This is a genomic window from Pseudomonas sp. HS6-2 (assembly GCF_049325675.2).
GTDB lineage: Bacteria > Pseudomonadota > Gammaproteobacteria > Pseudomonadales > Pseudomonadaceae > Aquipseudomonas > Aquipseudomonas putida_N.
On sequence record NZ_CM143906.1, the window covers coordinates 3,207,748 to 3,232,871 of the forward strand.

Consider the following 25,124-nt stretch of genomic DNA (forward strand, 5'->3'; position numbering starts at 1 on the left):
CCTCCAGTCAATTGGGTCAGTTGTAGGTTGCTAATCGCCCACACCCGTCCCGGAAAATTTTTCGACAGCGATAGGCGGCGCAATGAACTCCGGGCCATCGCCTGCCAATCGCCACTTCACGTTCGCGATTCCGTAGCGCTCGGCCATGGGCCGGCTGACCATCTTGATGTTCTGCTGACAGAATCTGGGAATGATCCCGACCCCTGCGTCGCAGCTTGCCCAATGCCAGGCAACGGAATTGTCCATTTTTTCCATACGAATGATGAATGTTCGGCGCTCCCCATGGAGCGTGTAATCGATTACGTACAGTTGCTGTCCAGCCACGTGAGTCTCTCCCTTTTACTCATGCGTCTGTGAGGGGACATGGACGGGAAAAATTCAATTGAAAAGCCAAGCGGCAAAATACGACGTGAAATCAGCAAGCACGCTTGCGAGTGTTTGGCAAACTGCCCACTGGTCAGCCCTTCGGAACAGGCCTGATTTATCCAACCTCCCTCGCTATACGTGATGCGACGTTCGACAGTGCCCACCTGGATCTCTACGAATGAGCAGTTGATCAAGGCGCTGGCTGGCTGACCCTTTTCTCTGCACATCGGCCCCCCTTTCCAGGGGGCCGTACTATCGACGGGTAAGGCGTCATCACGCCAATTGGATGTACACCGAATAGCTCCCCAGCAGCAGCCAAAACACCAGAAAGATCCACGGTGTGCGCAGCGAAAACAGCAGCGACTTTCGATGCCCAGCTCGGGAAGTCTCAGCCTCGCAGAACAGCGGCGATTCGTCGTAAGCCAAACCCATCATGGGCTCGCTCTGCAGCAAGTGACGTTGCTTTAGTTGCCAGTGGTCAATGATGTTGTACGCCGCCCGGATCCCAGGCCAAGCATTGAGCGAGCTCAGCACACCCAGCAAGGCGAGGAAAGCTGGCACGATCAGCGTAAACATTTCTCCCCATCCTTGGTTGAGATTGCCCATGGAAGACACGAACGCGATGACCAGAAAGGACTGGGCAGCCAGGTAGGCGTCGGTGCGATTGGCCAGAATGCTGGTTTCGTACTGAATTTCACGCCGGTAGAAATCCAGGCGTTCCTTGGGAGAACCGAACATCCTGGCATTGTGTTCGCTGATTTCATGCTCCGGAGTCGCGGGGGTAATGATTCGAGGCACTTGTTCCTCCTGCAATACGGCTCCCAGCGAGAAAGGCGCGAGGAGATCAGTTCGGTAGAACAAACGATGCAACCTGAAATTCAATTCGCATTCGAGTAGGGCACCGCTCGTCGTGCCGGGTGCATATTCAATCCAACGCACAGGCATCCGATGCTTCGAAACGGTAAGAGCGTTCTCAACTGCAGGAGCTTCTACCATGCGAGATTTCCCTACTCCGCCCTTTCCGTCCCAGCCGCAAAGCGTTCCCGGTTCACAACGCAAGATGGAACCCTACCCAGACTGTGGTGAGCAGTCGTATACCGGCCACAATCGCCTTCAGGGCAAGATTGCGCTGATCACCGGTGCTGACAGTGGCATCGGGCGAGCCGTCGCCATCGCCTATGCCCGCGAGGGTGCTGACGTTGCCATCGCGTACCTGAATGAGCATGAAGACGCGCAGGAAACCGCGCGCTGGGTCGAAGCTGCAGGCCGACAATGCCTCCTGCTGCCCGGTGACCTGGCGCAGAAACAACACTGCCACGACATCGTCGAAAAGACCGTAAAACAGTTTGGGCGCATCGACATCCTGGTCAACAACGCAGCCTTCCAGATGGCCCATGAGACTCTGGAAGAAATTGACGATGATGAATGGGTGAAAACCTTCGACACCAACATTACGGCCATCTTCAGGATCTGCAAGGCGGCCCTGCCTTCCATGCCAAAGGGCAGCTCGATCATCAATACGAGCTCGGTGAACTCCGACGATCCCTCTCCAAGCCTACTGGCATATGCAGCGACCAAGGGTGCCATTGCCAATTTCACAGCGGGTTTGGCTCAGTTACTAGGAAAGAAGGGAATCAGGGTCAATAGCGTTGCGCCCGGCCCCATTTGGACGCCTTTGATCCCGGCCACCATGCCCGACGACGCGGTTAAAAACTTCGGCTCCAGCTACCCCATGGGACGTCCAGGGCAGCCGGTGGAAGTCGCTCCAATCTATGTGTTGCTGGGCTCCGATGAGGCCAGTTACATCAGTGGTTCACGGTACGCTGTCACCGGCGGTAAACCGATCCTTTGACAAAAAAGAGGCTCGCCCATAAGGCGGGCCTCAGCCCTCACTCTCGATCGGCCCGTTGCCGCGCTTGATGCCACGGGATCACTCCTGGCCCTGTACACAAGGGAAGCCAAAGTGATGAGCAAAGTTCAGGCTAGGTTTACTACATGGGACGGATGGACAAAATGCGCTGAACCAATCACCGCTCGATTGCGTCCACCGCACAAGAACAAGCGAGTCGATGCTCTAATGGCAAGCGAACCGGTAATGGCCGCCCTCAGTTATCTCAAAGACAACCAGTTGATCCTGGCGACTGCGGAGTCATGCACGGCAGGTTGCATGGTGGCTCTCTTGGCAACGGTGCCCGGTACCGGAGAGGTGCTGGAAAGTGGCTATGTGGTCTACTCTCCCAGCGCCAAGAAGCGCTTGCTTGGAGTCAGCGCCGATACCATCGAACGTTACGGCCTGACCAGCGAGGCAGTAGCGTGGGAAATGGCCCTGGGAGCGTTGAGAGACAGTAATGCCAATGTCGTGATCGCTACCACTGGCGTAGCTGGGCCCGCCCCCGAGTCTGGTGTACCGCCAGGCACAATGTGCTTTGCCTGGGCTTTTGCCGGAGAGCCAGTAGCCGTCTTTACCCGTACCCAACGGTTCTTCGGTGAGCGGGCTGATGTCATGCGCCAAGGGGCGTTGTTCGGGCTAACTCGGCTTGCCCACTACCACCAACGCTGGCTTCGTGGCGAGCGCGCCTGAGGGCAAGTGATCATGCTGGAAGACGAATGGGCGTCCAGGCGCAATCCTGTTCAAGAAGACATGTCTATGCAGCAACGCGTCTGGCGCTTCGAGCGCGTTGGCTGGTATCTGCTGGTCATTGTCGTCCTGCTCGCCTTGGCAGGGCTGTTTGGCAACGGCCCGCTCAGTGATGCTGAAGTGCTAAGCCAGGATGGTCGTGTCAAAGTCGAGTATCAGCGCCTCAGTCGCAGTGGCACGACCGACAACCTCTACATAACGGTTCAAGGAGAGCCCGGTCAGCCGGTCAAGGTAGAGCTTGAGGGCTCTCTACTGCGCGCAGCCAGTATCGAGACGATGCAGCCGGAACCGCAACTTTCGATGTCGCATGGCCCTGCCTTGTTGCTGCAACTGGGTACCAGCAAAGACGGCGTGGCCACCTTGTACCTGACGCTTCGAAGTGATCACGTGGGTACCTTGGAGGGTGTCGTCAGGACAGGCCCTCAAAGCGCAGTTCACTTTTCCACATTCCTCTACCCATAGGAACACGTCATGGAATCGATACTCCGCGCAGCCGGGATGTACGCGGCCCTCATGCTGCTGTTCCGCGTAGCCGGACGCCGCTCACTGGCTGACCTGACCACCTTCGACTTTGTCTTGTTGCTGATCATTGGGGAGGCGACTCAGCAAGCACTGCTGGGTGAAGATTTTTCGTTCACCAACGCCATGCTGGTGATTGCTACACTGATCGTCCTCGACGTAGGGCTGTCGTTGGCAAAGCTCAACTCCAAGCCCTTGGCGCGGCTTCTGGATGGGCACGCTACCTTGGTCGTGGAGAACGGGCAATTTCTGCATCACCGAATGCGCCGAGCGCGCCTCACGGAAGACGACATTCTCGAGTCGGCAAGGAACAGCCAAGGTATTGAAAACATCCAGCAGGTCAAATTTGCCATCGTCGAGCGCAATGGCAAGGTCTCGATCATTCCCGCCGATCAGAGCATCAATATCGCCTGACCATGATCAATGCTGGGAACGGGCATCACATCGCGCCGGGACACAAGCCATTCCCGCATCCGCTCGGTATCAAAAATCTGACCCTCTTCCATCATGAGCAGAATGAGCGACTTGGACATCCGGTAGCAACCGCATAGAGAGCAGCTTCGCTCTTCCCATCCGCTGGTACACTCGACGGACTCAGCGTGTCCGGCGCAGATCAAACAACTCATACAAGCCCCCTGTTGTTCTTGTTCAGTCGAGGGTGGTCAAAAGGATCTGGTGGATCCCATGTCTCTCGCTTTGTATGAGATTCCCATGCCAATCCTAAATTCCCTTCATTTTCTCTGCCCCCCTACCCCAGACGAACATCGATGATGAACCTTCGTTAGGGTTGCCCGTGCTTCCGTCCCTGGAAGCCTATATGAAGGGATCAAGCGGCTGGCTTGAGTACCACCTTGGTCCAACCATCATCCCGTGCATCGAAGTGCTTGTAGGCATCCGGGCCTTCCGCCAGCTTAAGGCGATGAGAGATGATCTGGGAGGGCTTGGCACGCCCATGATGAATAAGCTCTGCAAGACGGCGATTGTAGGCCTTCACGTTTGCCTGGCCTGTGCGAATCTGTTGGCCCTTGAACCAGAACGCGCCGAAATCGAAGGCCATCTTGCCCTTTTTCGCCAAATCGTTTTTCGCACCCGGATCCTCAGGCACGAACACACCCACCACGCCTATGCCACCGGTCGCCTTGGTTGAAGCGACCAGGTTGTTCATTGTCAGGTAGTTCGCTTCATGACCATGTTTGTCGCAGCATTGGTAGCCAACACATTCGCATCCGCGGTCGGTGCCTTTGCCATGGGTAAGGTTCATGATCTCTTCCACAGCCTTCTGCTCGACAGCATTGATGGGCGTTGCCCCCAGTTGCGCGGCCAACTGCAGGCGATCTGGCTGGTTGTCGATGACAAACACCTGGGAAGCCCCTTTGATGATTGCCGAGTGCGCCGCCATCAGCCCGACCGGGCCTGCGCCATAGATGGCAATGCTCTCCCCCGGCTGCAGACCCGCAAGCTCGGTTGCATGCCAACCGGTAGGGAAAATGTCTGAAAGCATCACGTAGTCATCTTCCCGCTCCTGTGCATCCTCCGGCAGTACCAGACAATTGAAATCCGCATAGGGAACGCGTAGCAACTCCGCCTGGCCACCTTGATAGGGCCCCATCTCGGCGAAGCCGTATGCGGCACCGGCAGCTCCTGGGTTGGCCGTGAGGCAGAAGCCTGTTAGCCCTTTTTCGCAGTTTTCGCAGAACCCGCAGCCGATATTGAATGGCAGGCAGACCCGATCACCCACTTTGACCCGGTCGACCCCGGCGCCCACCTCGATCACTTCTCCCAGGTTTTCATGCCCGAACACGCGTCCCGCTTCGAAAGAGGTGCGACCTTCATACATGTGCAGGTCGGAGCCGCAGATGTTAGTCGTGGTGATCCGCACCAGTACGTCGGTGGGTTTCTCGATTCTTGCGTCCGGTACATCCTTGACCGCGACGTCGCGTGGGCCGTTATACACAATGGCTTTCATGCTGAACTCCCTAATGTCAGGGGCGACAGAAAAGTGCCCTACCCTGTTCAGGTGTTCAGTGAGCATCGAGTGTTCAATCTGCTGGGCCATGAGCCGGATCAGTGGCGCTAATATTCATTGCTACGGGCAGTGCGAAGTTCCAGATCAGCGCAAAGGCCTTGAACATGGTGGTGGTCCGCGCCGGCTATGGCTTTGAGAAAGCCGCGGTCGGCGAGCCGTCGCAGGCCTCGCCATTCGCGGCTAGGTTCACTTGCAAAAGGTTAGCGGTAGGACAGCCTCGCAGCCTCAACACCCACATCATCTTCGCAGCATCCACCCTGTCGCGGCAGAACACACATCAACTGTATTGAACCCTTGCGCTAAAACCCTACTCCACCCAGAGCAACCGTGATTTTCCCCAGCCCCTGCAGAGGTGTCCCATGAACGCAATCGAACTGCTGATCCAGGACCATCAACTGGTGAAGAAACTGCTCGAGGAGCTGTCGTCTACCACCGAGCGCGCCGTGAAGAAACGCGCCGAACTGCTCGAACGTATCAAGCAGGAGGTGAGCATCCATACCGCTCTGGAAGAAGAGATCCTGTACCCCGCGATTAAGCAGGCGGGCGGCAAGGAAGAAGCGAAAATGTACTACGAGGCCAAGGAGGAACACCGCACGGTCGACTCATTGGTCATTCCCGACCTGCTACACACCGAGACCGGGACCGTGGAGTTTGCCGGCCGGGTCAAGGTGATGAAAGAGCTGCTAGAGCATCATATCGAGGAGGAAGAAAGCGAGCTGTTCCCCACCGCTCGCAAGCTGCTGGGCAAGCAGGCACTTGAAGACATGGGCCAGGCCATGGAAGCTCAGAAAAAACTGCTTAAGGGTGAACAGCGCGCAGCCTGATTACCGCCAGCGCGCCCATCCGGGCGCGCTACCCCGGACTTACTCGGTAAAAGCATTGCCAGGCTTCGATGAAGTTTGGCGTGGCGACATACACCACATCCACCTCGCCCGAGCCGAGCAGCGCCGCTTAATCTTCGTAAGCATAGGCTTTGAGCCCGCACCGATCGACCCATACCGTCGCCTTCTGCGGGTCGCCCGTGACCAGCGCGGTCATGACCGAATTGTCAGCCTGGCCGATACCAGGCACGAAGGCAGCTTGGGAAATCGAGCCGCCGGCCACTACGCCATAGCGGATCTTGGCTGCTGCATTGGGCATGAAGCCCTTCCTTGTGGTGACGATGATTGATCATGTCAGTTACCAGAGTGGGCAGGTCGTACGGCCGTGAGGCTCCATAAGTCTGGCTACCGTGAGTGTTGGCAAAGCATTGTGAACCCGGGTAGGCGCTCGCCAGTCCCACATCGAAACGCAATCAGTTTGGGTATCCCGTGATGAATGACTGGATCGACTTTCTCGAATGGCCCGCCATGCTCCTTACCGTGCTTGCCGCCTGGTGCATCGGTTCAAGGCGCCCGGGCAGACGCAAACTGGGCTTCTGCTGCTTCATCGCCAGCAACGTGCTGTGGGGGATGTGGGGATGGCAGGCACAAGCCTGGGCGCTGATCCTTCTGCAGGTCTGCCTGTGCATCATGAACCTGCGGGGCTGGAAGAAAAACACGGCGATGGAACCAAGCTGAATGGGTCATGCTTATGTGCGCCGCAAAGTGTGGCGCCTAGGCCGTTCGCTCCACCCTTCAGCGCCATCGCACAGGTCGCCGCGCGGGCAGGACAAAGAAATGGTGAACATCCCATTTATTGTTGTTATGAGAAATAAGTAGTCCAGCCACTGCTTTGCAACTTTTTCACCAATTCTTCACTGCCCTCGCACTTTTTGCTGCCTAGGATTCGCCGACAATTTGCCTGTCCGCAGAGTCAGCCATGCATCAGAGAAGAACCGATCAACGCGCGTTGCTGTTACTGCTTGCCACTACGGCCGTTTTATTGATGTTAGGCCTGGGGAGCCGCGAACTTTGGGGTGCAGAAACCCGCTGGGCAAACATCGCCCTGCAGATGCTGCAAAGCGGCGACTACTTTGACCCGTACCTCAAGGGTGGCGCCTATTACGACAAACCCCTGCTGTCCTATTGGCTGATTACTACCAGCGCCTGGCTGACCGGGGGCCTGGGCCCTTGGTCGCTGCGCCTTTCATCCGTCATTGCGGCGTGGTTCAGCGTTTGGCTGATCTACCTGCTCGGCGAGCGCCTGTTCCGCAAAGGCACCGGACTAGTGGCTGGCTGGATGCTGGCCACGACTTTCTACTTCGTGTTCTGGGCACGGGTTGCCACCGCTGACATCCTTACGGTGTGCGGCGTGCTGGCCGCAGTCTGGTGGTATTGGCGCGGGCCTGAGGATACGCGTTTCTGGCGCTATGTCGGCTTCTTCGGGTTATTGGCGCTGACCTCGCTGTTCAAGGGCCTGATCGGCTTCATCCTGCCAGGCCTGGTGTTGCTGCCGCACCTGCTGAGCGAAGGCCGTTGGCGCCGCCACCTGAACCTGCGTCTGCTGGCTGCACTGCTGCTGGCCGGAGCGCTGTACATGCTGCCGTTTCTACTCTCGCACCTGTACGGCGCACCCAACTACGGCGAAAGCGGCCTTGGGCTGGTACTGCGGGAGAACGTGGTGCGGTTCTTCCGGCCATTCGACAACCTGGGGCCGATCTATACCTACCTGGTATACCTGCCGGTCTACACCCTGCCCTGGGCACCCTGCTGGATCATTGCCGTGTGGGTTGCCGTACGCCACTGGCGGCAGATCGAGCCTGATACCCGCTGGCTGATTCAGGGCCTTGGCCTGCTGATGCTGTTCTTCACCGCCAGCGGCAGCAGGCGCAGCTACTATGTGCTGCCGCTGGTGCCGTTCGCACAACTGCTCGGTGCCTGGTGGATCACCCGGCGCATGGCCCTGCGCGAGGCCGCCGGGCGGCGCCTGCAGGCCGGCTTCGCGGTCACCGCAGTGTTGCTGATGGCAGTACTGGGCATTCTGGTGCCCTGGAGCAATGGCGGCGGTGGCGTGATCAGCTTCGGCGAGGCCGTGCTTGAACAGGCGAGCCGTCAGGCACCCCTTGCACAATGGCAACTGGTAATGGTCGAGGTGGACAACAAGGTGCCGATGTACCTCCAAACGGGTGGTGCCCCCTTCTACTATGTGGCGCAGACCGAGGATTACCCCCGCAGCGGCGACACCGCCAGCTTGATGGCCTGGCTGAAGCGTACCAGCGGCAAGCACTGGGACCCGCAGCGCACGATCATCGTCGCGCATTACCTCCACGGCGAGGCGCCGCCCTTTGGCTACCTGGAGAGCGATCATCAGGTCATCACCACCCAGCCCAGCCGTGGCGAGCAGTGGCTACACGCCCGCGATGATCAAAGCGTGGCCTATATTCCCAAAACCTAGGCCGTGCCCTGCCCGTCTTCAAGCCTGTAACTAACAGCGACTATTCGGCCAACTACAAGCATTGTTTTACAACCATCCGAATGGATGTTTATGCACATGAAATTTATTGGTAGCTTCATACTTTGTCAGAAAGCTGAACCTCAGCTGTCTGCATTTGCGATGTAATGAGAAGGCGACCATTTTTTTATACTTCTTTCACAAAATCGAGCATAACCTTGGCCGGATAAGCCCCTGACAACCACGACGGCACGGATGACTGAGCCCCGCAGAAAAACCTGACTTAGCGCAACACAGCAACTTTTAGCCTGTGCATGGGATGCAAAAAACTTCTTTGCGTCTACGCTGGCAATTGGACCAATGAAATCAATGGGTTCTGTCATTTTCCTGTATCACCGAGGTGCTCATGAGTGAGGCGTTTCTCCCCTTCTCTCGTCCTAGTATGGGCGAAGAAGAAATTGCGGCTGTCGAAAAAGTCCTGCGTTCGGGCTGGATCACGACCGGGCCACAGAACCAGGCACTTGAAGAGCAGTTCGCGCAGTACGTCGGTTGCCGCCATGCGGTGGCCCTGTCATCGGCCACCGGCGGTATGCACATCGCCTTGCTGGCACTGGGTATCGGCCCGGGGGACGAAGTCATTACCCCGTCGCAGACCTGGGTGTCCACGGCCAACATGATTTCGCTGCTCGGTGCCACGCCGGTGTTCGTCGATGTCGATCGCGACACCCTGATGACCGATGCGTCGCGTATCGAGGCCGCCATCACCTCGCGGACGAAAGCCATCATCCCAGTGCATTACGCCGGCGCTGCCTTCGACCTTGACCCGCTGTACGCACTGGCCGACAAGCATGGTATCGCCGTCATCGAAGACGCCGCCCATGCCGCTGGCACTCGCTACAAAGGCCGCCATGTCGGCGCCAAAGGTACAGCGATCTTCTCGTTCCACGCGATCAAGAACATGACCTGCGCCGAAGGCGCGATGTTCGTCAGCGACGACGAAGCTCTGGCCAGCCGCGTGCGGATGCTCAAGTTCCACGGTCTGGGTGTTGATGCCTACGATCGCATGACCCATGGCCGCAAGCCCCAGGCCCAGGTCATGGAGCCAGGCTTCAAGTACAACCTTGCCGACATCAACGCCGCCATCGCCCTGGTGCAACTCAAGCGCCTGGACGCGATCAACGCCCGCCGAACCGAACTGGCCGCCCGCTACCAGCAACGCTTCGAAGGCCTGCCAGTGCAGCCCCTGACCGTGCCGACTGCCTATGCGCAGCAGCACGCCTGGCACCTGTACATCCTGCGCATCGACAGCGAACGCTGTGGCCTGGACCGCGAAGCCTTCATGAAAGGCCTGCAAGAGCGCGGCATCGGCACCGGCATCCACTTCATCGCCACCCACCTGCACACCTGGTACCGCCAGCGTGATCCGCAGCTGTCGCTGCCGAACACCGAATGGAACTCTGCACGGTTGTGCTCCATTCCGTTGTTCCCCGACATGACCGACCAGGACCTCGACCGGGTCGTTACCGCCATTGAGCAGGTTGTGGGGAAACGCCCGTGAGACCGTACCCAATCAACTGCGTGTCCATCGTCATTCCGGTCTACAACGAGCAGGAAAGCCTGCCCGAACTGCTGCGCCGCACCGGCGCAGCTTGCCAGCAGCTGCGCCACCCTTATGAAATCGTGCTGGTCGACGACGGCAGCCGCGACGACTCGGCGCAAATCCTCGAAGACGCCGCCCAGGCCGAGAACAGCCCGTTCGTGGCGGTCATCCTCAACCGCAACTACGGCCAGCACGCGGCGATCATGGCCGGTTTCGAACAGTGCAAAGGCGACGTGGTGATCACCCTCGACGCTGACCTGCAAAACCCGCCGGAAGAAATCCCGCGCCTGGTCGCCGAAGCCGAACGCGGCTTCGACGTGGTCGGCACGGTGCGCAGCAACCGCCAGGACTCGGCCCTGCGCCGCTGGCCGTCGAAGGTGATCAACTACGCGGTCAAACGCTCCACCGGCGTTGCCATGAGCGACTACGGCTGCATGCTGCGCGCCTACCGGCGCACTGTGATCGACGCCATGCTCGCCTGCCGCGAGCGCAGCACCTTCATCCCGATCCTGGCCAACAGCTTCGCCCGCCATACCACCGAGATCCTGGTGACCCACGCCGAGCGTGAACACGGCGATTCGAAATACAGCCCGATGCGCCTGATCAGCCTGATGTTCGACCTGATCACCTGCATGACCACCACGCCATTGCGCCTGCTGAGCATCGTCGGTTTCAGCATGGCTGCGCTTGGCGTGCTGTTCGCCTTCGCGTTGATCGTGCTGCGCCTGGCATTTGGCCCGGGCTGGGCCGGTAACGGCCTGTTCGTGCTGTTCGCCGTGCTGTTCGTGTTCACCGGTGGCCAGTTCATCGGCATGGGCCTGCTCGGCGAGTACCTGGGGCGCATGTATAGCGACGTGCGCGCCCGGCCACGGTTCTTCATCGAAAAAGTGCTGCGCAGCGGTTCTCCGCCTGTGCCGGCGCAAAGCGTCACCGTTGATGGTTTCACTTCCTCTACTTCTGGTCAGGTTCACTCATGAGTGCAAAAACGGTTGTCTTCGCGTACCACGATATCGGCTGCGCCGGCATTGAAGCCCTGCTCGACAGCGGCTATGACATCGCAGCGGTGTTCACTCATGCCGACGATCCCAAGGAAAACGCCTTCTACGCCTCGGTGGCACAGCTGTGCGCCCGCAAAGGCATCCCGGTGCATGCACCGGAGGATGTCAACCACCCGCTGTGGGTCGAGCGCATCAGCCAGCTCGACCCCGACTACCTGTTCTCGTTCTACTACCGCAACCTGCTGAGCGAACCGCTGCTGGCCACCGGCCGCAAAGGTGCGTTCAACCTGCATGGCTCGCTGCTGCCGCGCTACCGCGGCCGTGCACCGGCCAACTGGGTGCTGGTCAACGGCGAAACCGAAACCGGCGTGACCCTGCACCGCATGGTCAAACGTGCCGATGCCGGTGCCATCGTCGCCCAGCTGCGGGTGGCTATCGAACGTAGCGACACCGCGCTGAGCCTGCATGGCAAGCTGCGTGCCGCTGCCGCCGACCTGCTGCGCGACACCTTGCCGAACCTGCGCCAGGGCAAGGTCAGCGAAACTCCACAGGATGAATCGAAGGCGACCGTGTTCGGCCGTCGTACTGCGGCCGATGGCCGCCTGGACTGGCAAGCGCCTGCCGAAACCCTGTTCAACCTGGTGCGCGCGGTGACCCAGCCCTACCCTGGCGCCTTCTGCCAGGTTGGCGAGCACAAGCTGATCGTCTGGAGCGCCGACGTGGTCAAGGGCAATGACGGCCTGGCCCCAGGCCGGGTCATCAGCACCGACCCGCTGCGCATCGCCTGTGGCGAGGACTCGCTGGTGATCAGTGCCGGCCAGCGCAACGACACCGGCCTGTACCTGAGCGGCCCGCAACTGGCCAACGAGCTGGGCCTGGTCGAAGGCTCGCTGCTGCGTGGCACCGACGCCCGCCGCAACGTTCGCCGCACCCGGGTATTGATCCTCGGGGTCAACGGTTTCATCGGCAACCACCTGTCCGAGCGCCTGCTCAGCGACGAGCGCTACGAAGTCTACGGCCTGGACATCGGCTCCGACGCCATCGAGCGCCTGCGCAACCACCCACGCTTCCACTTCGTCGAAGGCGACATCAGCATCCACTCCGAGTGGATCGAGTACCACATCAAGAAGTGCGACGTGGTGCTGCCTCTGGTGGCCATTGCCACGCCGATCGAATACACCCGCAACCCGCTGCGCGTGTTCGAGCTGGACTTCGAAGAGAACCTGCGCCTGGTGCGTTACTGCGTCAAGTACAACAAACGCGTGATCTTCCCGTCGACCTCTGAAGTCTACGGCATGTGCCAGGACCCAAACTTCGACGAAGACAGCTCCAACCTGGTGGTCGGGCCGATCAACAAGCAGCGCTGGATCTACTCGGTGTCCAAGCAGTTGCTCGACCGGGTCATCTGGGCCTATGGCCAGAAAGGCCTGAACTTCACCCTGTTCCGCCCGTTCAACTGGATGGGCCCACGCCTGGACCGCCTGGACTCTGCACGTATTGGCAGTTCCCGGGCCATCACCCAGCTGATCCTGAACCTGGTGGAAGGTACGCCGATCCGTCTGTTCGACGGCGGCGCACAGAAGCGTTGCTTCACCGACATCGCCGACGGCGTCGAGGCCCTGGCGCGGATCATCGACAACGACAACGATGCCTGCAACGGCCAGATCATCAACATCGGCAACCCGGACAACGAAGCCAGCATCCGCCAGCTGGGCGAAGAGCTGCTGCGCCAGTTCGAAGCCCACCCGCTGCGCAGCCACTTCCCGCCGTTCGCCGGTTTCCGCGACGTCGAGAGCAAGGCGTTCTACGGCGGCGGCTACCAGGACGTGTCCCACCGCAAGCCGAGCATCGCCAACGCCAAGCGCCTGCTGAACTGGGAGCCGACCGTGGAGATGCGGGAGACCATCGGCAACACCCTGGACTTCTTCCTGCGTGAAGCCATGCGCGAGAACGAGACCCGTCCGGCAGAAGAAGCACGCTGATGCAGGCAGGGTTGCGCATCGACGTCGATACCTACCGCGGCACCCGTGAAGGTGTGCCGCGCCTGTTGGAGCTGCTCGACGAGGCGCAGGTCAAGGCGACGTTCTTCTTCAGTGTCGGTCCGGACAACATGGGGCGCCACTTGTGGCGCCTGATCCGCCCGCAGTTCTTGCGGAAGATGCTGCGCTCCAATGCCGCCGGGCTGTACGGCTGGGACATTCTCCTGGCCGGCACCGCCTGGCCCGGCAAGCCGATTGGCCGCGACCTCGGGCACCTGATGCGTCAGGCCCGGGACGCCGGCCATGAGGTCGGCCTGCACGCCTGGGACCACCACGGCTGGCAGGCGAATGCCGGGCACTGGAGCATGGCGCAACTGACCGAGCAGATCCGTCAGGGCGTCGACACCCTCACTGACATTCTCGGCGCACCGGTGGACTGTTCGGCCGTCGCCGGTTGGCGCGCGGACGAGCGGATCATCGAGGCCAAGCAGGCCTTCGGTTTTCGCTACAACAGCGATTGCCGGGGCACTAGCCTGTTCCGCCCTCGCCTGGCCGACGGCTCGCCAGGGGCGCCGCAGATTCCGGTGGACCTGCCGACCTTCGACGAGGTCGTCGGCCCGCAGGTGACTGCCGCGCAGTTCAACGCATTCATCCTTGGGCGCTTGCGCCCACAGGCACTCAACGTCTACACCATCCATGCAGAGGTAGAAGGGATTCTGATGGCCCAGGACTTCCGCCAATTGCTGGCCGATGCACGCCAGCGCGAAATCACGTTCAAACCCTTGGGCGAGCTGCTCCCCGCCTCGCTCGACACCTTGCCCGTTGCCAGCGTGCAGCGCGGCGTCCTGCAAGGCCGTGAGGGCTGGCTGGGAGTGCAGGGCTCATGAGCAGACGCTGGACGCTTGCGCTGCTGCTCGGCCTGTTCGTACTGGCCTTCCTGCTGCCACTGGGCGGCCATGGCTTGTGGATCCCCGACGAAACCCGCTACGCCCAGGTCAGCCAGGAGATGCTGCTGACCGGCAACTGGGTCTCGCCCCACTTCATGGGGCTGCGCTACTTCGAAAAACCTGCAGCCGGCTACTGGATGATCGCCCTCAGCCAGGGGCTGTTCGGCCAGAACCTGTTCGGCGTGCGTTTTGCCTCGGCGCTGAGCGTTGGGCTGAGCCTGATCCTGTGCTATCTGGTGGCACGCAGGCTCTGGAACGACCCGCGCAAGAGCCTGGTCTGCACCCTGATCTACATGAGCTTCTGCGTCATGGTCGGCCAGGCTGTCTATGCCAACCTCGATCCGCAGTTCACCCTGTGGGTCAACCTCAGCCTGGTAGCCTTGTGGTTCGCCGTAGACAGCCACAGCAACGGCCAGCGCCTTGCCGCCTGGGCGGTACTGGGGCTGGGCTGTGCCATGGGCTTCATGACCAAGGGTTTTCTCGCCTGGCTGCTGCCGGTGTTGATCGCCCTGCCGTGGATGCTCTGGCAGAAGCGCTGGCGTGAACTGTTGGTGTTCGGCCCGGTGGCCGTGCTGGTGGCGATCGTCGTCAGCCTGCCCTGGGTGCTGGCGGTCCATCTCCAGGAACCGGACTACTGGCGGTTCTTCTTCTGGCATGAGCACATTCGCCGCTTTGCCGGTGACGATGCCCAGCACAGCGCGCCCTTCTGGTACTACTTGCCGCTGCTGGTGGCCTACAGCCTGCCCTGGATCGCCATGCTGCCGCCGGCCCTGAAACAGGCCTGGCAGAGCCGTATCCAGGCCAAGGTCGTGTTCCTGCTGCTGTGGCTGCTGATGCCGTTGCTGTTCTTTAGCCTGAGCAAGGGCAAGCTGCCAACCTACATCTTCCCGTGCCTGCTGCCATTGGCCCTGCTGATCGGCCATGCCGTGGAAGAACGGCTGCGCCTGCATCAAGGCCGCGTGCTGGGCATCAACGGCTGGCTCAACGTGGTGATGGGCGTGATCGCCCTGATCGCACTGGCCTGGCTGCAATTGAAGAAACCGGTGTACGTCCACGAACCAACCGGTTTGCTGCTGATGTGCGCGGCGATGGCGGGTTGGACCGTCGCAAGCCTGGCCCAGGCCCTGTCGCCGCTGCGCTGCTGGGCAGCTCCGGTGGCCGGCAGCCTGTTGCTGATGGCCCTGCTGCCGGCGGCAATGCCCAAGTCGGTGGAGGGCAACAAGATGCCCGACCAGTTCATCCTGCAGCACCTCGACGAACTGGCAGGCGCCACTCACCTGATGAGCAACGACCTCGGCGCGGCATCGGCACTGGCCTGGCGCCTGAAACAGCCGAACGTGGCGTTCTACAACACCGTCGGCGAACTGAAGTACGGCCTGGCGACTCCAGAAGGCGACGGTCGCCGGTTGAACGACAAGAACGTTCGCCAGTGGGTCGACGACGCCCGCCGCACTGGCACGGTCGCCGTGGTGATGCGGGTCAAGGGTGAGGATGAGCAACGTGAGCTTGCTCTGCTGCCTGAGGATGGCACCCGCTACCAGCAAGGCAAGATGGTGATCCTCATTCTGCCCAGAGTATCGCCATGAGCTGGTTGCTTCTGTTGACGGCCTGCCTGCTGACTTGCCTGGGCCAGGTGGCACAGAAGTTCGCCGTGGAAGGCTGGCGTGGGCAAGCGGGGCCGTGGACGGACAAGTTGCGTTCGTCCTGGCTGTGGCTGGCGCTCCTCGCCCTCGGCAGCGGTCTGCTGGTCTGGCTGCTGGTACTGCAGCGCATGGAGGTGGGTATCGCCTATCCGATGCTCAGCCTGAACTTCGTGGTGATCACCCTGATCGCCCGCTTTGGCTTCCATGAACCGGTCGATCGCCGACACTGGCTGGGGGTAGCCATGGTCATCGCCGGTGTCGCACTGCTGGGGCAGCAATCATGAATCAGCGCCTTGGCATCGCGTTTGCTCTGGGTAGCGTGCTGCTGGTCAGCGGCGCCCAGTTGGCCATGCGCTGGAGCATGACCCGCCTGCCGCAACCAGGGCAGTGGCAATCGGTGCTGGCCGGTCAGGGCATCGATGCCCTCGCCGTGGCCGTAGTGCTGGCGGCGATCGCTGCCTATGGCCTGTCGATGTTGTGCTGGCTGCTGGCCCTGCGCGATCTGCCGTTGGGCCGGGCCTACTCGCTGCTGAGCCTGAGCTACGCCTTGGTTTACCTGTTGGCGGCCGGCCTGCCGCTGTTCGACGAAACATTCAGTTTGAGCAAATCACTGGGCGTGGCACTGGTCATGCTCGGGGTCATTACTATCAATACGCGTCCGGTCCGTTCGCCCGCATTAAGGAGTGCTCCATGAAAATTACAGTGTTTGGTAGCGGGTACGTCGGCCTGGTGCAAGCCGCGGTACTGGCCGAAGTCGGCCATGATGTCGTGTGCATGGATGTCGATGAGAAGAAAGTCGAGTTGTTGCGCCAAGGCCATGTCAGCATCTTTGAGCCGGGCCTTTCGAGCCTGGTGCGCGAAGGCCTGGATGGCGGCCGCCTGCAATTCACCACCGATGAAAAGCTCGCCGTCGAGCATGGCCGCGTCGCCTTCATTGCCGTCGGCACCCCCTCCTGCGCGGATGGCTCGGCGGACCTCAAGTATGTGCTGTCGGTCGGCGACGCGGTTGCCCGCCACCGCCAGCAACCGTTGATCCTGGTTGAAAAATCTACCGTGCCGGTAGGCACCGGTGACACCCTGCGTGCGCACATCACTACTGCGCTCAAGGGCCGCGAGCTGCGCATCGATATCGTGTCCAACCCGGAGTTCCTCAAGGAAGGCTCGGCCGTCGCCGATTGCCGCCGGCCGGACCGTATCGTCATCGGTTGCGAAGGTGAAGACGTGCGCGATGTCATGCGCGACCTCTACTCACCGTTCAACCGCAACCATGACCGCATCATGTTCATGGACCTGCGCAGCGCCGAGCTGACCAAGTACGCCGCCAACTGTATGCTCGCCACCAAGATCAGCTTCATCAACCAGATCGCCGAGCTGGCCGAGCATCTGGGTGCCGATATCGAATCGGTGCGCCAGGGCATCGGTGCCGACACCCGCATCGGCTACCATTTCATCTACCCAGGCTGCGGCTATGGCGGCTCGTGCTTCCCCAAGGACATGCGTGCGCTGATCCACAGTGCCGAGCAGGTGCATTGCTCCAGCGACTTGCTGCAGGCGGTCGAGGCGATCAACGAGCGCCAGAAGCACAAGCTGTTCGAGCGCATCCACGCCTTCTACAACGGTGACCTTGCCGGCAAGACCTTTGCCGTGTGGGGCCTGGCGTTCAAGCCCAACACCGACGACATGCGCGACGCCCCCAGCCGTGTGCTGCTTGAATCGCTATGGGCGGCCGGTGCCAGCGTGCGCGCCTTCGACCCCGAGGCCATGCAGGAAACCCAGCACCTGTATCCGGATGAAGAAAAACTGATGCTGATGGGTACCCCGGAATCGGTACTGTCCGGCGCCGACGCGTTGATCATCTGCACCGAATGGCAACAGTTCAAGGCGCCGGATTTCGAGCTGATCCAGCAACGCCTGAAGGCACCGGTGATCTTCGACGGGCGCAACCTCTATGACGCCGAGCGCCTGTCGCGCAAAGGTTTCAAGTACTTCCCGATCGGCCGTGGCGACTCCTGCCAGTTGCCGGTTTCCCCGCAATTGCCACGCCAGGGTACGAAAGCAGCGTGAAGACACTGCCTCTCACCATTCACCGGCAGTCCCTGCTTGCAGGATTGCTGGCGCTGCTGCTGTTCTGCGCCGGGGTGTATGGGCAGGCGCCAATCGGCTTCGACTCACGCTTCGTGCTGTTTGCCCAGGAGATGCTGCGCCATGGGCCGACGGTGTTCCCGACCACTTACGGGCAGCCCTATGCCGACTATACGTCGCTCTCGACACTGTTCATCTGGCTGTTGTCATTACCGTTCGGGGAGGTCAATGGCCTGAGCGCATGGCTGCCCAGTGCCATCGCCGGCGCGGTGATCGTGACCCTGATGTACCGGCTGCTGGCGCCGTTCTCGCTGCGCTGGGCATGGAGCAGCATTTCCCTGCTGTTGCTGACCGTCACCTTCGTCAGTGAAGTCCGGGCGGTGTCACAGGACCTCATGCTGGCCGCCGTCGCCTTCAGCGTCTTCTACCTGGGGTACGCCCACGACCAGCATGCTGCCGGGCGGCGCTGGCCGCTGGTGTTCGCCTTGTTGCTGTTGGGGTTTGGCATTCGCGGGCCGATCGGCCTGGTAGTGCCGACCGGCATGCTGTGCAGTTACTACCTGCTGACTGGCCAATGGCGGCGGATGCTGCTGTTTGGGGTGCTGGCCAGCCTGCTGCTGCTCGCCAGTGTCGGCCTGCTGCTGTGGCTGGCCAAGGCCAGCGGCGGCCAGGCGTTTCTGGATGATGTGATTCGCATGCAGTTCATGGGGCGCATGGATGGCAGCGAGGGCGCCAGCAGCCCGCTGTACTACTTCTCCAGCGCGCTGGGCAACTATGCGCTGGCCTATCCATTGGCACTGCTGGCACTGGTCGCCGCCTGGCTGGGCCGTGCGCAGCTGCAGGGGCCGGCGTTGCGCCTGGTCGGTTACTGCGCGGCTGCCGCGCTGCTGGTCATGGTCGGGCTGTCGATCCCCCAGGCCAAGAAGGCCCGCTACCTGCTGCCGATGCTGCCGATGGTGGCGATCATCGCCGCCTACCCGTTCCAGGTGGCCCAGGGGCGGTTATTCGCCTGGCTACGCAGTGCCATCCAGGGGCTATGGCTGCTGATGCCGGGGCTGATGATGATTGCCTTGCTGGTGGCTCAGCGTCGTTACCCCGAAGAAACCGGTTCCGTCACCGTGCTGATGGTGGTGCTGGCGGCGTTGCAGTTGTGGGCGCTGTCGCGCCTGGTGCAGCCACATTGGCGTGCCGAAGTTGCCGCTGGCTGTGCGGTCATGGCGTTGTGGCTGGTGTATGTCGCGGTGGTCGAGCCAGTGGAGCGTCGGCTGTATGACACCCGCAGCTTCACCCTGGCAGTGCTCGCACAGGTTTCGCAGCAACCTGCCCCGCTGGTGCTGCATCGACTGGGCCAGGATGCCAAGGCCATCAAGTTCATGGTCAACCTCGACCAGGATCTGCGACCGCTGTTCACCGAGACCCCTAAACAACTGCAGGCCGTGCAGGGACCGGCGTGGCTGATGATGGACCGACACGACTTCCAGGCACTGCAAGGCACGTCGATGCAAACGCTGCAGCCGCAAATCAGTGGACGCTTCGACAACAACGACTATGTGCTGGTGTACCTCGGGCATTGAAGAACAGCTGGGGTTGCCTACAACTTGCGAGCGCGCAAGCGCTCGTGATAGCGGCCGCCCAATGCCCCTCCCCAGGGCATGATCAGGCCGATCACCAGCAGCACGATCAACAGCGTGACCCCTTCGAACGGGCTGAAGAACTCCAGTACGGCGCAGCCCAGGGTCAGCAGCAGCCCCAGGACCGTCAAGGCGTCCGGTTTGAGCACCGGGCAGTCGCTGCTCGCCACTGAGGAATGCAGAAAACCCACCAACCACAGGTAAAGCCAGCTGACCACGGATGCGATGAACAACATCAGAAACATCAAGTGATGGCTAAATATCGAAGTGTGCATGATGGGCAGCCCTGCTCAAGTATGCGTGTGGCGTTAGCGCTGGTTTAAGGCATTCGAAGTGAAAGTTCCGTCAAAAAAACCTGTCCTCGTGACTGGACTGCTTAAAATGTCGTTTTCCGATTCGGCGTGAAGGAACCCCACCATTGAAAGGCCCGCAGAACTCTCACGCCGACGTGGTCTTGATCGAGGCCAGGCAACTGGGTCGTGTCGATCTGCAGACCCAGGCCGCCTTGCTGGCACCCACCGACTTTTCATTGCACGCAGGCGAACGCCTGGCACTCATCGGTGCGTCGGGTTCGGGCAAAAGTGTCTTGTTGCGCGCCCTGGCGCTGCTGGATGCACCCAGCTCGGGTGAAGTCCTTTGGCTTGGCGAACCGATAACAGCACCACGGATACCGCATTTTCGCTCGCGCGCCTGCTACCTGACGCAACGTGCCGCGCTGGTAGAAGGCAGTGTCATGGACAACGTGCGGCTGCCCTTCACGCTCAAGCACAACCGCCAGTACCGGTTTGATGCAGATACGGCGACGCGCCTGTTGGCGCTGGCCGGCAAGCCGAGCGGCTTTCTCGACAAGACCGGCACCGACCTGTCCGGTGGCGAGGCACAGCTGGTGGCGCTCGTGCGGGCCCTGTTGCTGGCGCCACAGGTGCTGTTGCTCGACGAACCGACCTCCGCGCTCGACCCACAATCGGTGGCCGCCGTAGAAGCGCTGGTCATGAACTGGCTCGACGAATCCCCCAGCAGCCGAGCTTTCCTCTGGATCACCCACGACCATGCTCAAGCCGAGCGCATCAGTACGCGCACATTGACGATGCACCACGGCGTCTTGCAAAAATGAACTACCACAACCTTGCCTACACCGACGTGGCGATCGCCGCCGCGCTGATCCTGGTCAACGGCCTGCTGTCACTGCTGCTGAAACTGCAACTGGAGCGCCAGCTGCTTTGGGCATCGCTGCGCACCATCACCCAGCTGTTGGCCATCGGCTATATCCTCGGCTGGGTGTTCCAGCATGCCCAGTGGTACATCGTGCTGCCGCTGATGCTGAGCATGACGCTGATTGCCGGGTTTTCTGCAGCTGGCAGAGGCCAGCATCGCCATCGGGGGCAGTTGGCCGACAGCGTGTTGTCGGTCGGGTTGAGTGCCTGGTTGGTCACGGCCATTGGCCTGTTCGTGGTGCTGCGCGTGCGCCCCTGGTACGAGCCGCAATACGCCATTCCCATTCTTGGCATGATCCTCGGCAATACCCTGACCGCCGTCGCCTTGGGGATCGACCGCATGACCCGCGAGCTGAGCGCCCAACGGCCAACCGTGGACATGATTCTGTCGCTGGGTGGCACGCGTTGGGAGGCGGCACGCGCCGCAGCCAGCCAAGCGCTAAAGGCCGGCATGATGCCGACCCTGAACCAGATGTCGGTAGTGGGTATCGTCAGCCTGCCGGGCATGATGACCGGGCAGATACTGGCAGGACAGGCACCAGGGGACGCCGTGCGTTACCAGATCGTCATCATGTTCCTGATCGCCGCCGCGTCGGCGCTGGGCACGGTGTGTGCCGTGCTGATGACGTTCAACCGGCTGTTTTCGCCTGCGCATCAGTTTATGGCGCAGAGGCTGGTCAGGCGGGGTTGAGGAAGCTGGAAATACTTCTTCAGGACGCGAACCTCCGTGATAAGGTAATCAGTGCCGCCTTCAATAAATTCAGCAGTTACTTTCAGCTAAAGAATCGTCCAAAACCCCGACTTCCTTTCTGCTTGTCAAGTGCTGCTTTCACGATGTTAATTCTCTTCACTTCGATACCGACATTCATGGAAGTTGCACCGCGACCAACCCTAAGCTTGCGATCATTGTTCCTTCTCAAATAGCTATCAATAATTTTCTTCTGATCTCCCGTGGTCGATAGTTTCTGTAGCACCGTATTCGAATGGCTATATTTAAAAAATTTTAAGGAAATATCTGTGAGGTCGCTCAGGTCGCCTGGAGAAACAAAGTGACGCGTCCCGCCGGCAGATATGAAGTCAGAGAATTGATTGTGTGTATCTATGAATTCACCGGGAAATTGGCTCATGGCTCGCGCGTTAACAATGCTGAACATCGCACAGTCAACGGCCGACTTTTGAGCGCGCGTTTCATAGATAAGTACAAGGGGTCGCTTATTGACATTTGGGATACGACGTTTCACTTCGTTATACAAGTCTCTCAACCCTAGACCAATCCCGCCGGAGTTCGGAACATAGCGTCCATCAGGCGAGGTTGTCATTCCTTCCACTGACTCCACGTTTATGAGTGTCGCTCGGGTCGCCCCCTCTGGCTTATAAATATCGAAAGCTGTAAAGTGACCAGTGATGGGGGACCTAGGCGCCATCTGCACAATCGCTTGATAGTGCAGGGCGCCTGATGTTTTTTGATCTTTCAGCAATTTTGAGACGAATCTCGCTACGTCGCTGTAATACTCAATTGCACCAGGAGAAGAGCTATCATTTTTCCCCTTGCGCGCATTCTCGGATTCGACAATGGTTCGCATCGTCAGTATATCGAGGTCCTGTTGCTTCTCACCTGGCTGACGGTTGTGGCGGAAGTTTTCCATCGCATGCTCTAATGAACTCTTTAGTGACGCCTCGGGATGTTTGCCATCTGGATCAGTCATAAGAATCGGATTATTCCAGCAGAACCTAAAAAGATTAAGTCCATCGTTAAGCCCATCTGGGTCTGCACTGAGCCATCTGCTCAGTTCAGGCTGGTAATAACGACAGCCATAGTAAATCAGCCCTGTCGCGTCGATTTCATGCCCTGAATAGCGATAAGTACGCTGCATCAGGCTACTAACCTCCTCGGCCTCTTCATCCCTACCGACAGTACCGCCGTAAGGGGCGTGCTCCTCACGCGCAGTGACTTTGCCAGAATCGTCCATTTCCCCGCCAATGCTGCCCAGGTGATCTCTGAAGCTGTAGCGTAAATGTGACTTGCCTGACATGGGTGTTTCAACCAGGCGAACGCCGCCCCCCTCGCTGACAACAACGTGCTTCTGAGTCACTGCCTGATCAGTCAGCAACCGTTGCCGTACTTCACAGCCACCGGCGTAGGTGGTGAAGGTAGCCTGCATGCCACCTGAAACGGTTACCGTGTGGATTTTACGCGTGCGAGTACCACCGTCGGCGTAGTGATAGGCCTCGGTGTCGTCCCCTTCCCCCTCCTCACGCAACACTTGGCTCACCTGGCGCAGCTGGTTATCGGCATACCAGGCCAGCGCCCGACCATCGCTCAGCTGCTTCTGCAGCCCACCCGCCAGGAAGCCCGTCTCAGGTGACAAACCGCCCTCTTTGAGCGTGGCGCGATTGCTACCGGTAGCAACGCTGAGCTCGCGGCGCCGGTCGGCAGCTCCACCCATATGACTGATCAGGGTGAGGTTGTCGCCATCATCGTAGCTATAAGCTTCGCTGTAGGGCTTCCAGACTTTGCCCCCTGAGGGATCACTGGAGTGGCGTGCGACCGGAGCTCGCTCACGCCCGGTTGCCGAGGTCAGCCGGTAGCAGGTGTCGTAGGTATACAGGCGTAGGCCAGTGGCCTGCTGATTGTCGTGCCATTGCGGGTCGGCGCCTTTGTCTTCGAGCGTAAGAATATTGCCGACCGGGTCATAGGTGTAGTGCAAGTCACTGATCAGCAAAGCGCCAGATGGATGGCCAGCCGGGCGGGCTACGCTATGCCGGGTCAGGTACTGGGTACGTTGATCGTACGCGTACGTCTCGACTACACCGCTACCTGCGGTCTGCGAGAGTACCGCGCCGTCGGCCCTGCGCACCACGTCACGCAGGGTGACTACCTCTGTCAACGGGGCTGCGCCCTGCCCTGCATAGCGCAGTCGGGTTTCCATGACGCTGGCGCTAATGTCATACGCGGTGATAGTGGAAACATTTGCTGCATTGGTCATGGACAGCGCCGTGCCGGTAGCGTCATAGGTTGCGCAGACAACCAAGGCCTCTTCAGTGTCATTTTCTGTGGTCACTTCCCAGTCAGGCAGCCCCACTTCAGGCTTTAGCAGTCGCTGTTCAGTCAACAAGGCCTGGCCAGTGAGGGAGACGCGCAAGGTGCGACTGATGCCGGCATTGTTGCTCAGTTCCGTCATGGCGCCGGCCAGGTTCCTGGCCCGCCAGCGGGTATCGCTGGCCAATGCATACGCAAACCGCTCCCGAGTGCGGGCGAGGCCAGCCGCCGGTTGCTCTGTCGCGGCGAGCGGGCGCCCAGCAGCGGTTGCAGGCTCGTAGATCACTGCACTGACAGTGCCTTGGGCATTTTGCGACCACAACGGCCGGCCACCAATATCGCCAAGTGAAAGTGACACGTCTCCATCAGCGGTATGGAGTTTTAGCGTGGCAGCGCTAAGCGCAATGACGGTCAGCGCATCGGCATGGTCGGTAGCAGGATTGTCCAACTGGCGTGCGCCGTAGGCCCGGCTGGTGCGTGTCAGTGGATCCACCCTCGTTCGGGTGGTCAGTAGCCGAGCGGATGCGTCCTTATGTGTCCGCAGGAAACGCAGAACCCTGAAACCAGCAGCGACATTCGGTGTACCGAGGTGCAGGGACGGCACGGTGTTGACCGGCATACGAATCTCCATTTACTTTCGGTTCAGGGCAGCAGGAGTTCGGGATTGCAACGATTGCAGACAACGATGGCTGATCAGGAAATGGCTTGGCAACTGACAGAACTGATAGGTGCCTGGCCACTCGCTCGATGATACGGTCCCCCATGATTTATGCATTTCCCCGCCAGGTGAATGATGATCAGTTCCTCCCCTGCCCTGCATATGAGCACGCCGACGGTGAGCGTTAAAGAAAGTACAGGCGCTCAGGCACGCGAGTTGCGTTTTCTGCGTCACCCAGATCGGGCGAGCACCAGCGAACCTGCATCCATCCTGATCTCGCGCAGCGTCAACGAACCTATGTTGCGCACCGTCAGGCTGTATGGCGCACGGCAACTTCAGAATACCGACGGCCTGGTGATCCCTGATGCCATTAGCCATGCTGCACTTAATCGGCAGGCACTCATGACTCATACCGCAGACGGGGATGAGTCATATTCTCTGGGCGGTATCGGTGGGCAGCCCATATGGGCC

At 60.2% G+C, this 25,124-nt stretch carries 25 protein-coding genes; 18 read left to right on the forward strand and 7 right to left on the reverse strand.

The window, feature by feature from the left end; all coding sequences use genetic code 11:
• Positions 1-30 precede the first annotated feature (30 nt).
• Complete coding sequence (locus tag ACOKS3_RS14850) at positions 31-324, reverse strand: DUF6555 family protein (RefSeq protein ID WP_103447358.1); 294 nt, start codon at positions 322-324, stop codon at positions 31-33.
• 315 nt (positions 325-639) lie between these two features.
• On the reverse strand, positions 640-1,164 hold the full coding sequence (locus ACOKS3_RS14855) for a hypothetical protein (RefSeq protein ID WP_103447359.1): 525 nt from the start codon (positions 1,162-1,164) through the stop codon (positions 640-642).
• 196 nt (positions 1,165-1,360) lie between these two features.
• Between ACOKS3_RS14855 and ACOKS3_RS14860 the strand changes: the two genes are divergently transcribed.
• The 4 genes from ACOKS3_RS14860 (at position 1,361) to ACOKS3_RS14875 (ending at position 3,937) form a co-directional block, all read left to right on the forward strand.
• On the forward strand, positions 1,361-2,218 hold the full coding sequence (locus ACOKS3_RS14860) for an SDR family oxidoreductase (protein ID WP_103447360.1): 858 nt from the start codon (positions 1,361-1,363) through the stop codon (positions 2,216-2,218).
• A gap of 225 nt (positions 2,219-2,443) precedes the next feature.
• Positions 2,444-2,947: a CinA family protein gene (locus ACOKS3_RS14865; protein ID WP_103447361.1), complete on the forward strand. Its 504-nt coding sequence runs from the start codon at positions 2,444-2,446 to the stop codon at positions 2,945-2,947.
• A 12-nt stretch (positions 2,948-2,959) separates the two neighbouring features.
• Complete coding sequence (locus ACOKS3_RS14870) at positions 2,960-3,466, forward strand: hypothetical protein (protein ID WP_422764299.1); 507 nt, start codon at positions 2,960-2,962, stop codon at positions 3,464-3,466.
• A 9-nt stretch (positions 3,467-3,475) separates the two neighbouring features.
• Positions 3,476-3,937 carry a DUF421 domain-containing protein gene (locus ACOKS3_RS14875; protein WP_422764298.1) on the forward strand — a complete coding sequence of 154 codons (462 nt, stop codon included), beginning with the start codon at positions 3,476-3,478 and terminating at the stop codon, positions 3,935-3,937.
• Here the strand turns inward: ACOKS3_RS14875 and ACOKS3_RS14880 are convergent.
• The gene (locus tag ACOKS3_RS14880; protein ID WP_181004491.1) at positions 3,916-4,056 is read right to left on the reverse strand and encodes a hypothetical protein; all 141 of its coding nucleotides are present in this window, start codon (positions 4,054-4,056) and stop codon (positions 3,916-3,918) included. The two genes, ACOKS3_RS14875 and ACOKS3_RS14880, sit on opposite strands and share 22 nt — an antisense overlap.
• Before the next feature lie 293 nt (positions 4,057-4,349).
• Positions 4,350-5,489 (reverse strand): glutathione-independent formaldehyde dehydrogenase, encoded by a 1,140-nt coding sequence (locus ACOKS3_RS14885; protein WP_103447364.1) that lies wholly within the window; start codon positions 5,487-5,489, stop codon positions 4,350-4,352.
• Between the two features lie 419 nt (positions 5,490-5,908).
• Between ACOKS3_RS14885 and ACOKS3_RS14890 the strand changes: the two genes are divergently transcribed.
• A complete protein-coding gene (locus ACOKS3_RS14890) occupies positions 5,909-6,373 on the forward strand; it encodes a hemerythrin domain-containing protein (RefSeq protein ID WP_103447366.1) in 465 nt (154 codons plus the stop codon).
• Between the two features lie 127 nt (positions 6,374-6,500).
• On the opposite strand, the gene ACOKS3_RS14895 is transcribed toward ACOKS3_RS14890, so the two are convergent.
• Entirely contained in the window at positions 6,501-6,689 is a 189-nt protein-coding gene (locus ACOKS3_RS14895) for a hypothetical protein (protein WP_181004492.1), read from the reverse strand.
• Between the two features lie 173 nt (positions 6,690-6,862).
• On the opposite strand from ACOKS3_RS14895, the gene ACOKS3_RS14900 reads away from it, so the two are divergent.
• The 11 genes from ACOKS3_RS14900 to ACOKS3_RS14950 all read left to right on the forward strand — a co-directional run bounded on the left by ACOKS3_RS14900 (position 6,863) and on the right by ACOKS3_RS14950 (position 19,684).
• Entirely contained in the window at positions 6,863-7,108 is a 246-nt protein-coding gene (locus tag ACOKS3_RS14900; RefSeq protein WP_103447367.1) for a hypothetical protein, read from the forward strand.
• 241 nt (positions 7,109-7,349) lie between these two features.
• On the forward strand, positions 7,350-8,864 hold the full coding sequence (locus ACOKS3_RS14905; protein WP_103447368.1) for an ArnT family glycosyltransferase: 1,515 nt from the start codon (positions 7,350-7,352) through the stop codon (positions 8,862-8,864).
• Positions 8,865-9,267: 403 nt separating this feature from the next.
• Entirely contained in the window at positions 9,268-10,419 is a 1,152-nt protein-coding gene (gene arnB, locus ACOKS3_RS14910; protein ID WP_103447369.1) for a UDP-4-amino-4-deoxy-L-arabinose aminotransferase, read from the forward strand.
• Positions 10,416-11,438, forward strand: coding sequence for an undecaprenyl-phosphate 4-deoxy-4-formamido-L-arabinose transferase (arnC, locus tag ACOKS3_RS14915; protein WP_422764297.1), 1,023 nt, complete (start codon positions 10,416-10,418; stop codon positions 11,436-11,438). The genes arnB and arnC overlap by 4 nt, the downstream gene beginning before the upstream one ends.
• On the forward strand, positions 11,435-13,441 hold the full coding sequence (gene arnA, locus ACOKS3_RS14920) for a bifunctional UDP-4-amino-4-deoxy-L-arabinose formyltransferase/UDP-glucuronic acid oxidase ArnA (protein WP_103447371.1): 2,007 nt from the start codon (positions 11,435-11,437) through the stop codon (positions 13,439-13,441). The genes arnC and arnA overlap by 4 nt, the downstream gene beginning before the upstream one ends.
• Positions 13,441-14,325, forward strand: a complete 885-nt coding sequence (gene arnD / locus ACOKS3_RS14925; protein WP_422764296.1) for a 4-deoxy-4-formamido-L-arabinose-phosphoundecaprenol deformylase — start codon at positions 13,441-13,443, stop codon at positions 14,323-14,325. The genes arnA and arnD overlap by 1 nt, the downstream gene beginning before the upstream one ends.
• Positions 14,322-15,971 carry a lipid IV(A) 4-amino-4-deoxy-L-arabinosyltransferase gene (arnT, locus tag ACOKS3_RS14930; protein ID WP_422764295.1) on the forward strand — a complete coding sequence of 550 codons (1,650 nt, stop codon included), beginning with the start codon at positions 14,322-14,324 and terminating at the stop codon, positions 15,969-15,971. The genes arnD and arnT overlap by 4 nt, the downstream gene beginning before the upstream one ends.
• Positions 15,968-16,312, forward strand: coding sequence for a 4-amino-4-deoxy-L-arabinose-phosphoundecaprenol flippase subunit ArnE (arnE, locus tag ACOKS3_RS14935; protein WP_422764294.1), 345 nt, complete (start codon positions 15,968-15,970; stop codon positions 16,310-16,312). The genes arnT and arnE overlap by 4 nt, the downstream gene beginning before the upstream one ends.
• Positions 16,309-16,722, forward strand: a complete 414-nt coding sequence (gene arnF / locus ACOKS3_RS14940) for a 4-amino-4-deoxy-L-arabinose-phosphoundecaprenol flippase subunit ArnF (RefSeq protein WP_103447375.1) — start codon at positions 16,309-16,311, stop codon at positions 16,720-16,722. The genes arnE and arnF overlap by 4 nt, the downstream gene beginning before the upstream one ends.
• Positions 16,719-18,092, forward strand: a complete 1,374-nt coding sequence (locus ACOKS3_RS14945; RefSeq protein ID WP_103447376.1) for a UDP-glucose dehydrogenase family protein — start codon at positions 16,719-16,721, stop codon at positions 18,090-18,092. Before arnF ends, ACOKS3_RS14945 begins: the two co-directional genes overlap by 4 nt.
• Positions 18,089-19,684 carry an ArnT family glycosyltransferase gene (locus ACOKS3_RS14950; protein ID WP_103447377.1) on the forward strand — a complete coding sequence of 532 codons (1,596 nt, stop codon included), beginning with the start codon at positions 18,089-18,091 and terminating at the stop codon, positions 19,682-19,684. Before ACOKS3_RS14945 ends, ACOKS3_RS14950 begins: the two co-directional genes overlap by 4 nt.
• 17 nt (positions 19,685-19,701) lie before the next feature.
• Here the strand turns inward: ACOKS3_RS14950 and ACOKS3_RS14955 are convergent, their stop codons facing one another.
• Positions 19,702-19,977 carry a hypothetical protein gene (locus ACOKS3_RS14955; protein ID WP_103447378.1) on the reverse strand — a complete coding sequence of 92 codons (276 nt, stop codon included), beginning with the start codon at positions 19,975-19,977 and terminating at the stop codon, positions 19,702-19,704.
• Between the two features lie 182 nt (positions 19,978-20,159).
• On the opposite strand from ACOKS3_RS14955, the gene ACOKS3_RS14960 reads away from it, so the two are divergent.
• Complete coding sequence (locus ACOKS3_RS14960) at positions 20,160-20,855, forward strand: ABC transporter ATP-binding protein (RefSeq protein ID WP_103447379.1); 696 nt, start codon at positions 20,160-20,162, stop codon at positions 20,853-20,855.
• Positions 20,852-21,646, forward strand: a complete 795-nt coding sequence (locus tag ACOKS3_RS14965) for an ABC transporter permease (protein ID WP_103447380.1) — start codon at positions 20,852-20,854, stop codon at positions 21,644-21,646. Before ACOKS3_RS14960 ends, ACOKS3_RS14965 begins: the two co-directional genes overlap by 4 nt.
• A gap of 82 nt (positions 21,647-21,728) precedes the next feature.
• Here the strand turns inward: ACOKS3_RS14965 and ACOKS3_RS14970 are convergent, their stop codons facing one another.
• Entirely contained in the window at positions 21,729-24,614 is a 2,886-nt protein-coding gene (locus tag ACOKS3_RS14970; RefSeq protein ID WP_422764293.1) for an RHS repeat-associated core domain-containing protein, read from the reverse strand.
• Positions 24,615-25,124: the final 510 nt, after the last annotated feature.

Coding starts and splice junctions, on each gene's coding strand:
- ACOKS3_RS14860 (WP_103447360.1), top strand. CDS start 1,361: ATGCGAGATTTCCCTACTCCGCCCTTTCCGTCCCAGCCGCAAAGCGTT.
- ACOKS3_RS14865 (WP_103447361.1), top strand. CDS start 2,444: ATGGCAAGCGAACCGGTAATGGCCGCCCTCAGTTATCTCAAAGACAAC.
- ACOKS3_RS14870 (WP_422764299.1), top strand. CDS start 2,960: ATGCTGGAAGACGAATGGGCGTCCAGGCGCAATCCTGTTCAAGAAGAC.
- ACOKS3_RS14875 (WP_422764298.1), top strand. CDS start 3,476: ATGGAATCGATACTCCGCGCAGCCGGGATGTACGCGGCCCTCATGCTG.
- ACOKS3_RS14880 (WP_181004491.1), bottom strand. CDS start 4,056: ATGTCCAAGTCGCTCATTCTGCTCATGATGGAAGAGGGTCAGATTTTT.
- ACOKS3_RS14885 (WP_103447364.1), bottom strand. CDS start 5,489: ATGAAAGCCATTGTGTATAACGGCCCACGCGACGTCGCGGTCAAGGAT.
- ACOKS3_RS14890 (WP_103447366.1), top strand. CDS start 5,909: ATGAACGCAATCGAACTGCTGATCCAGGACCATCAACTGGTGAAGAAA.
- ACOKS3_RS14895 (WP_181004492.1), bottom strand. CDS start 6,689: ATGCCCAATGCAGCAGCCAAGATCCGCTATGGCGTAGTGGCCGGCGGC.
- ACOKS3_RS14900 (WP_103447367.1), top strand. CDS start 6,863: ATGAATGACTGGATCGACTTTCTCGAATGGCCCGCCATGCTCCTTACC.
- ACOKS3_RS14905 (WP_103447368.1), top strand. CDS start 7,350: ATGCATCAGAGAAGAACCGATCAACGCGCGTTGCTGTTACTGCTTGCC.
- arnB (WP_103447369.1), top strand. CDS start 9,268: ATGAGTGAGGCGTTTCTCCCCTTCTCTCGTCCTAGTATGGGCGAAGAA.
- arnA (WP_103447371.1), top strand. CDS start 11,435: ATGAGTGCAAAAACGGTTGTCTTCGCGTACCACGATATCGGCTGCGCC.
- arnD (WP_422764296.1), top strand. CDS start 13,441: ATGCAGGCAGGGTTGCGCATCGACGTCGATACCTACCGCGGCACCCGT.
- arnT (WP_422764295.1), top strand. CDS start 14,322: ATGAGCAGACGCTGGACGCTTGCGCTGCTGCTCGGCCTGTTCGTACTG.
- arnE (WP_422764294.1), top strand. CDS start 15,968: ATGAGCTGGTTGCTTCTGTTGACGGCCTGCCTGCTGACTTGCCTGGGC.
- arnF (WP_103447375.1), top strand. CDS start 16,309: ATGAATCAGCGCCTTGGCATCGCGTTTGCTCTGGGTAGCGTGCTGCTG.
- ACOKS3_RS14945 (WP_103447376.1), top strand. CDS start 16,719: ATGAAAATTACAGTGTTTGGTAGCGGGTACGTCGGCCTGGTGCAAGCC.
- ACOKS3_RS14955 (WP_103447378.1), bottom strand. CDS start 19,977: ATGTTGTTCATCGCATCCGTGGTCAGCTGGCTTTACCTGTGGTTGGTG.
- ACOKS3_RS14965 (WP_103447380.1), top strand. CDS start 20,852: ATGAACTACCACAACCTTGCCTACACCGACGTGGCGATCGCCGCCGCG.
- ACOKS3_RS14970 (WP_422764293.1), bottom strand. CDS start 24,614: ATGCCGGTCAACACCGTGCCGTCCCTGCACCTCGGTACACCGAATGTC.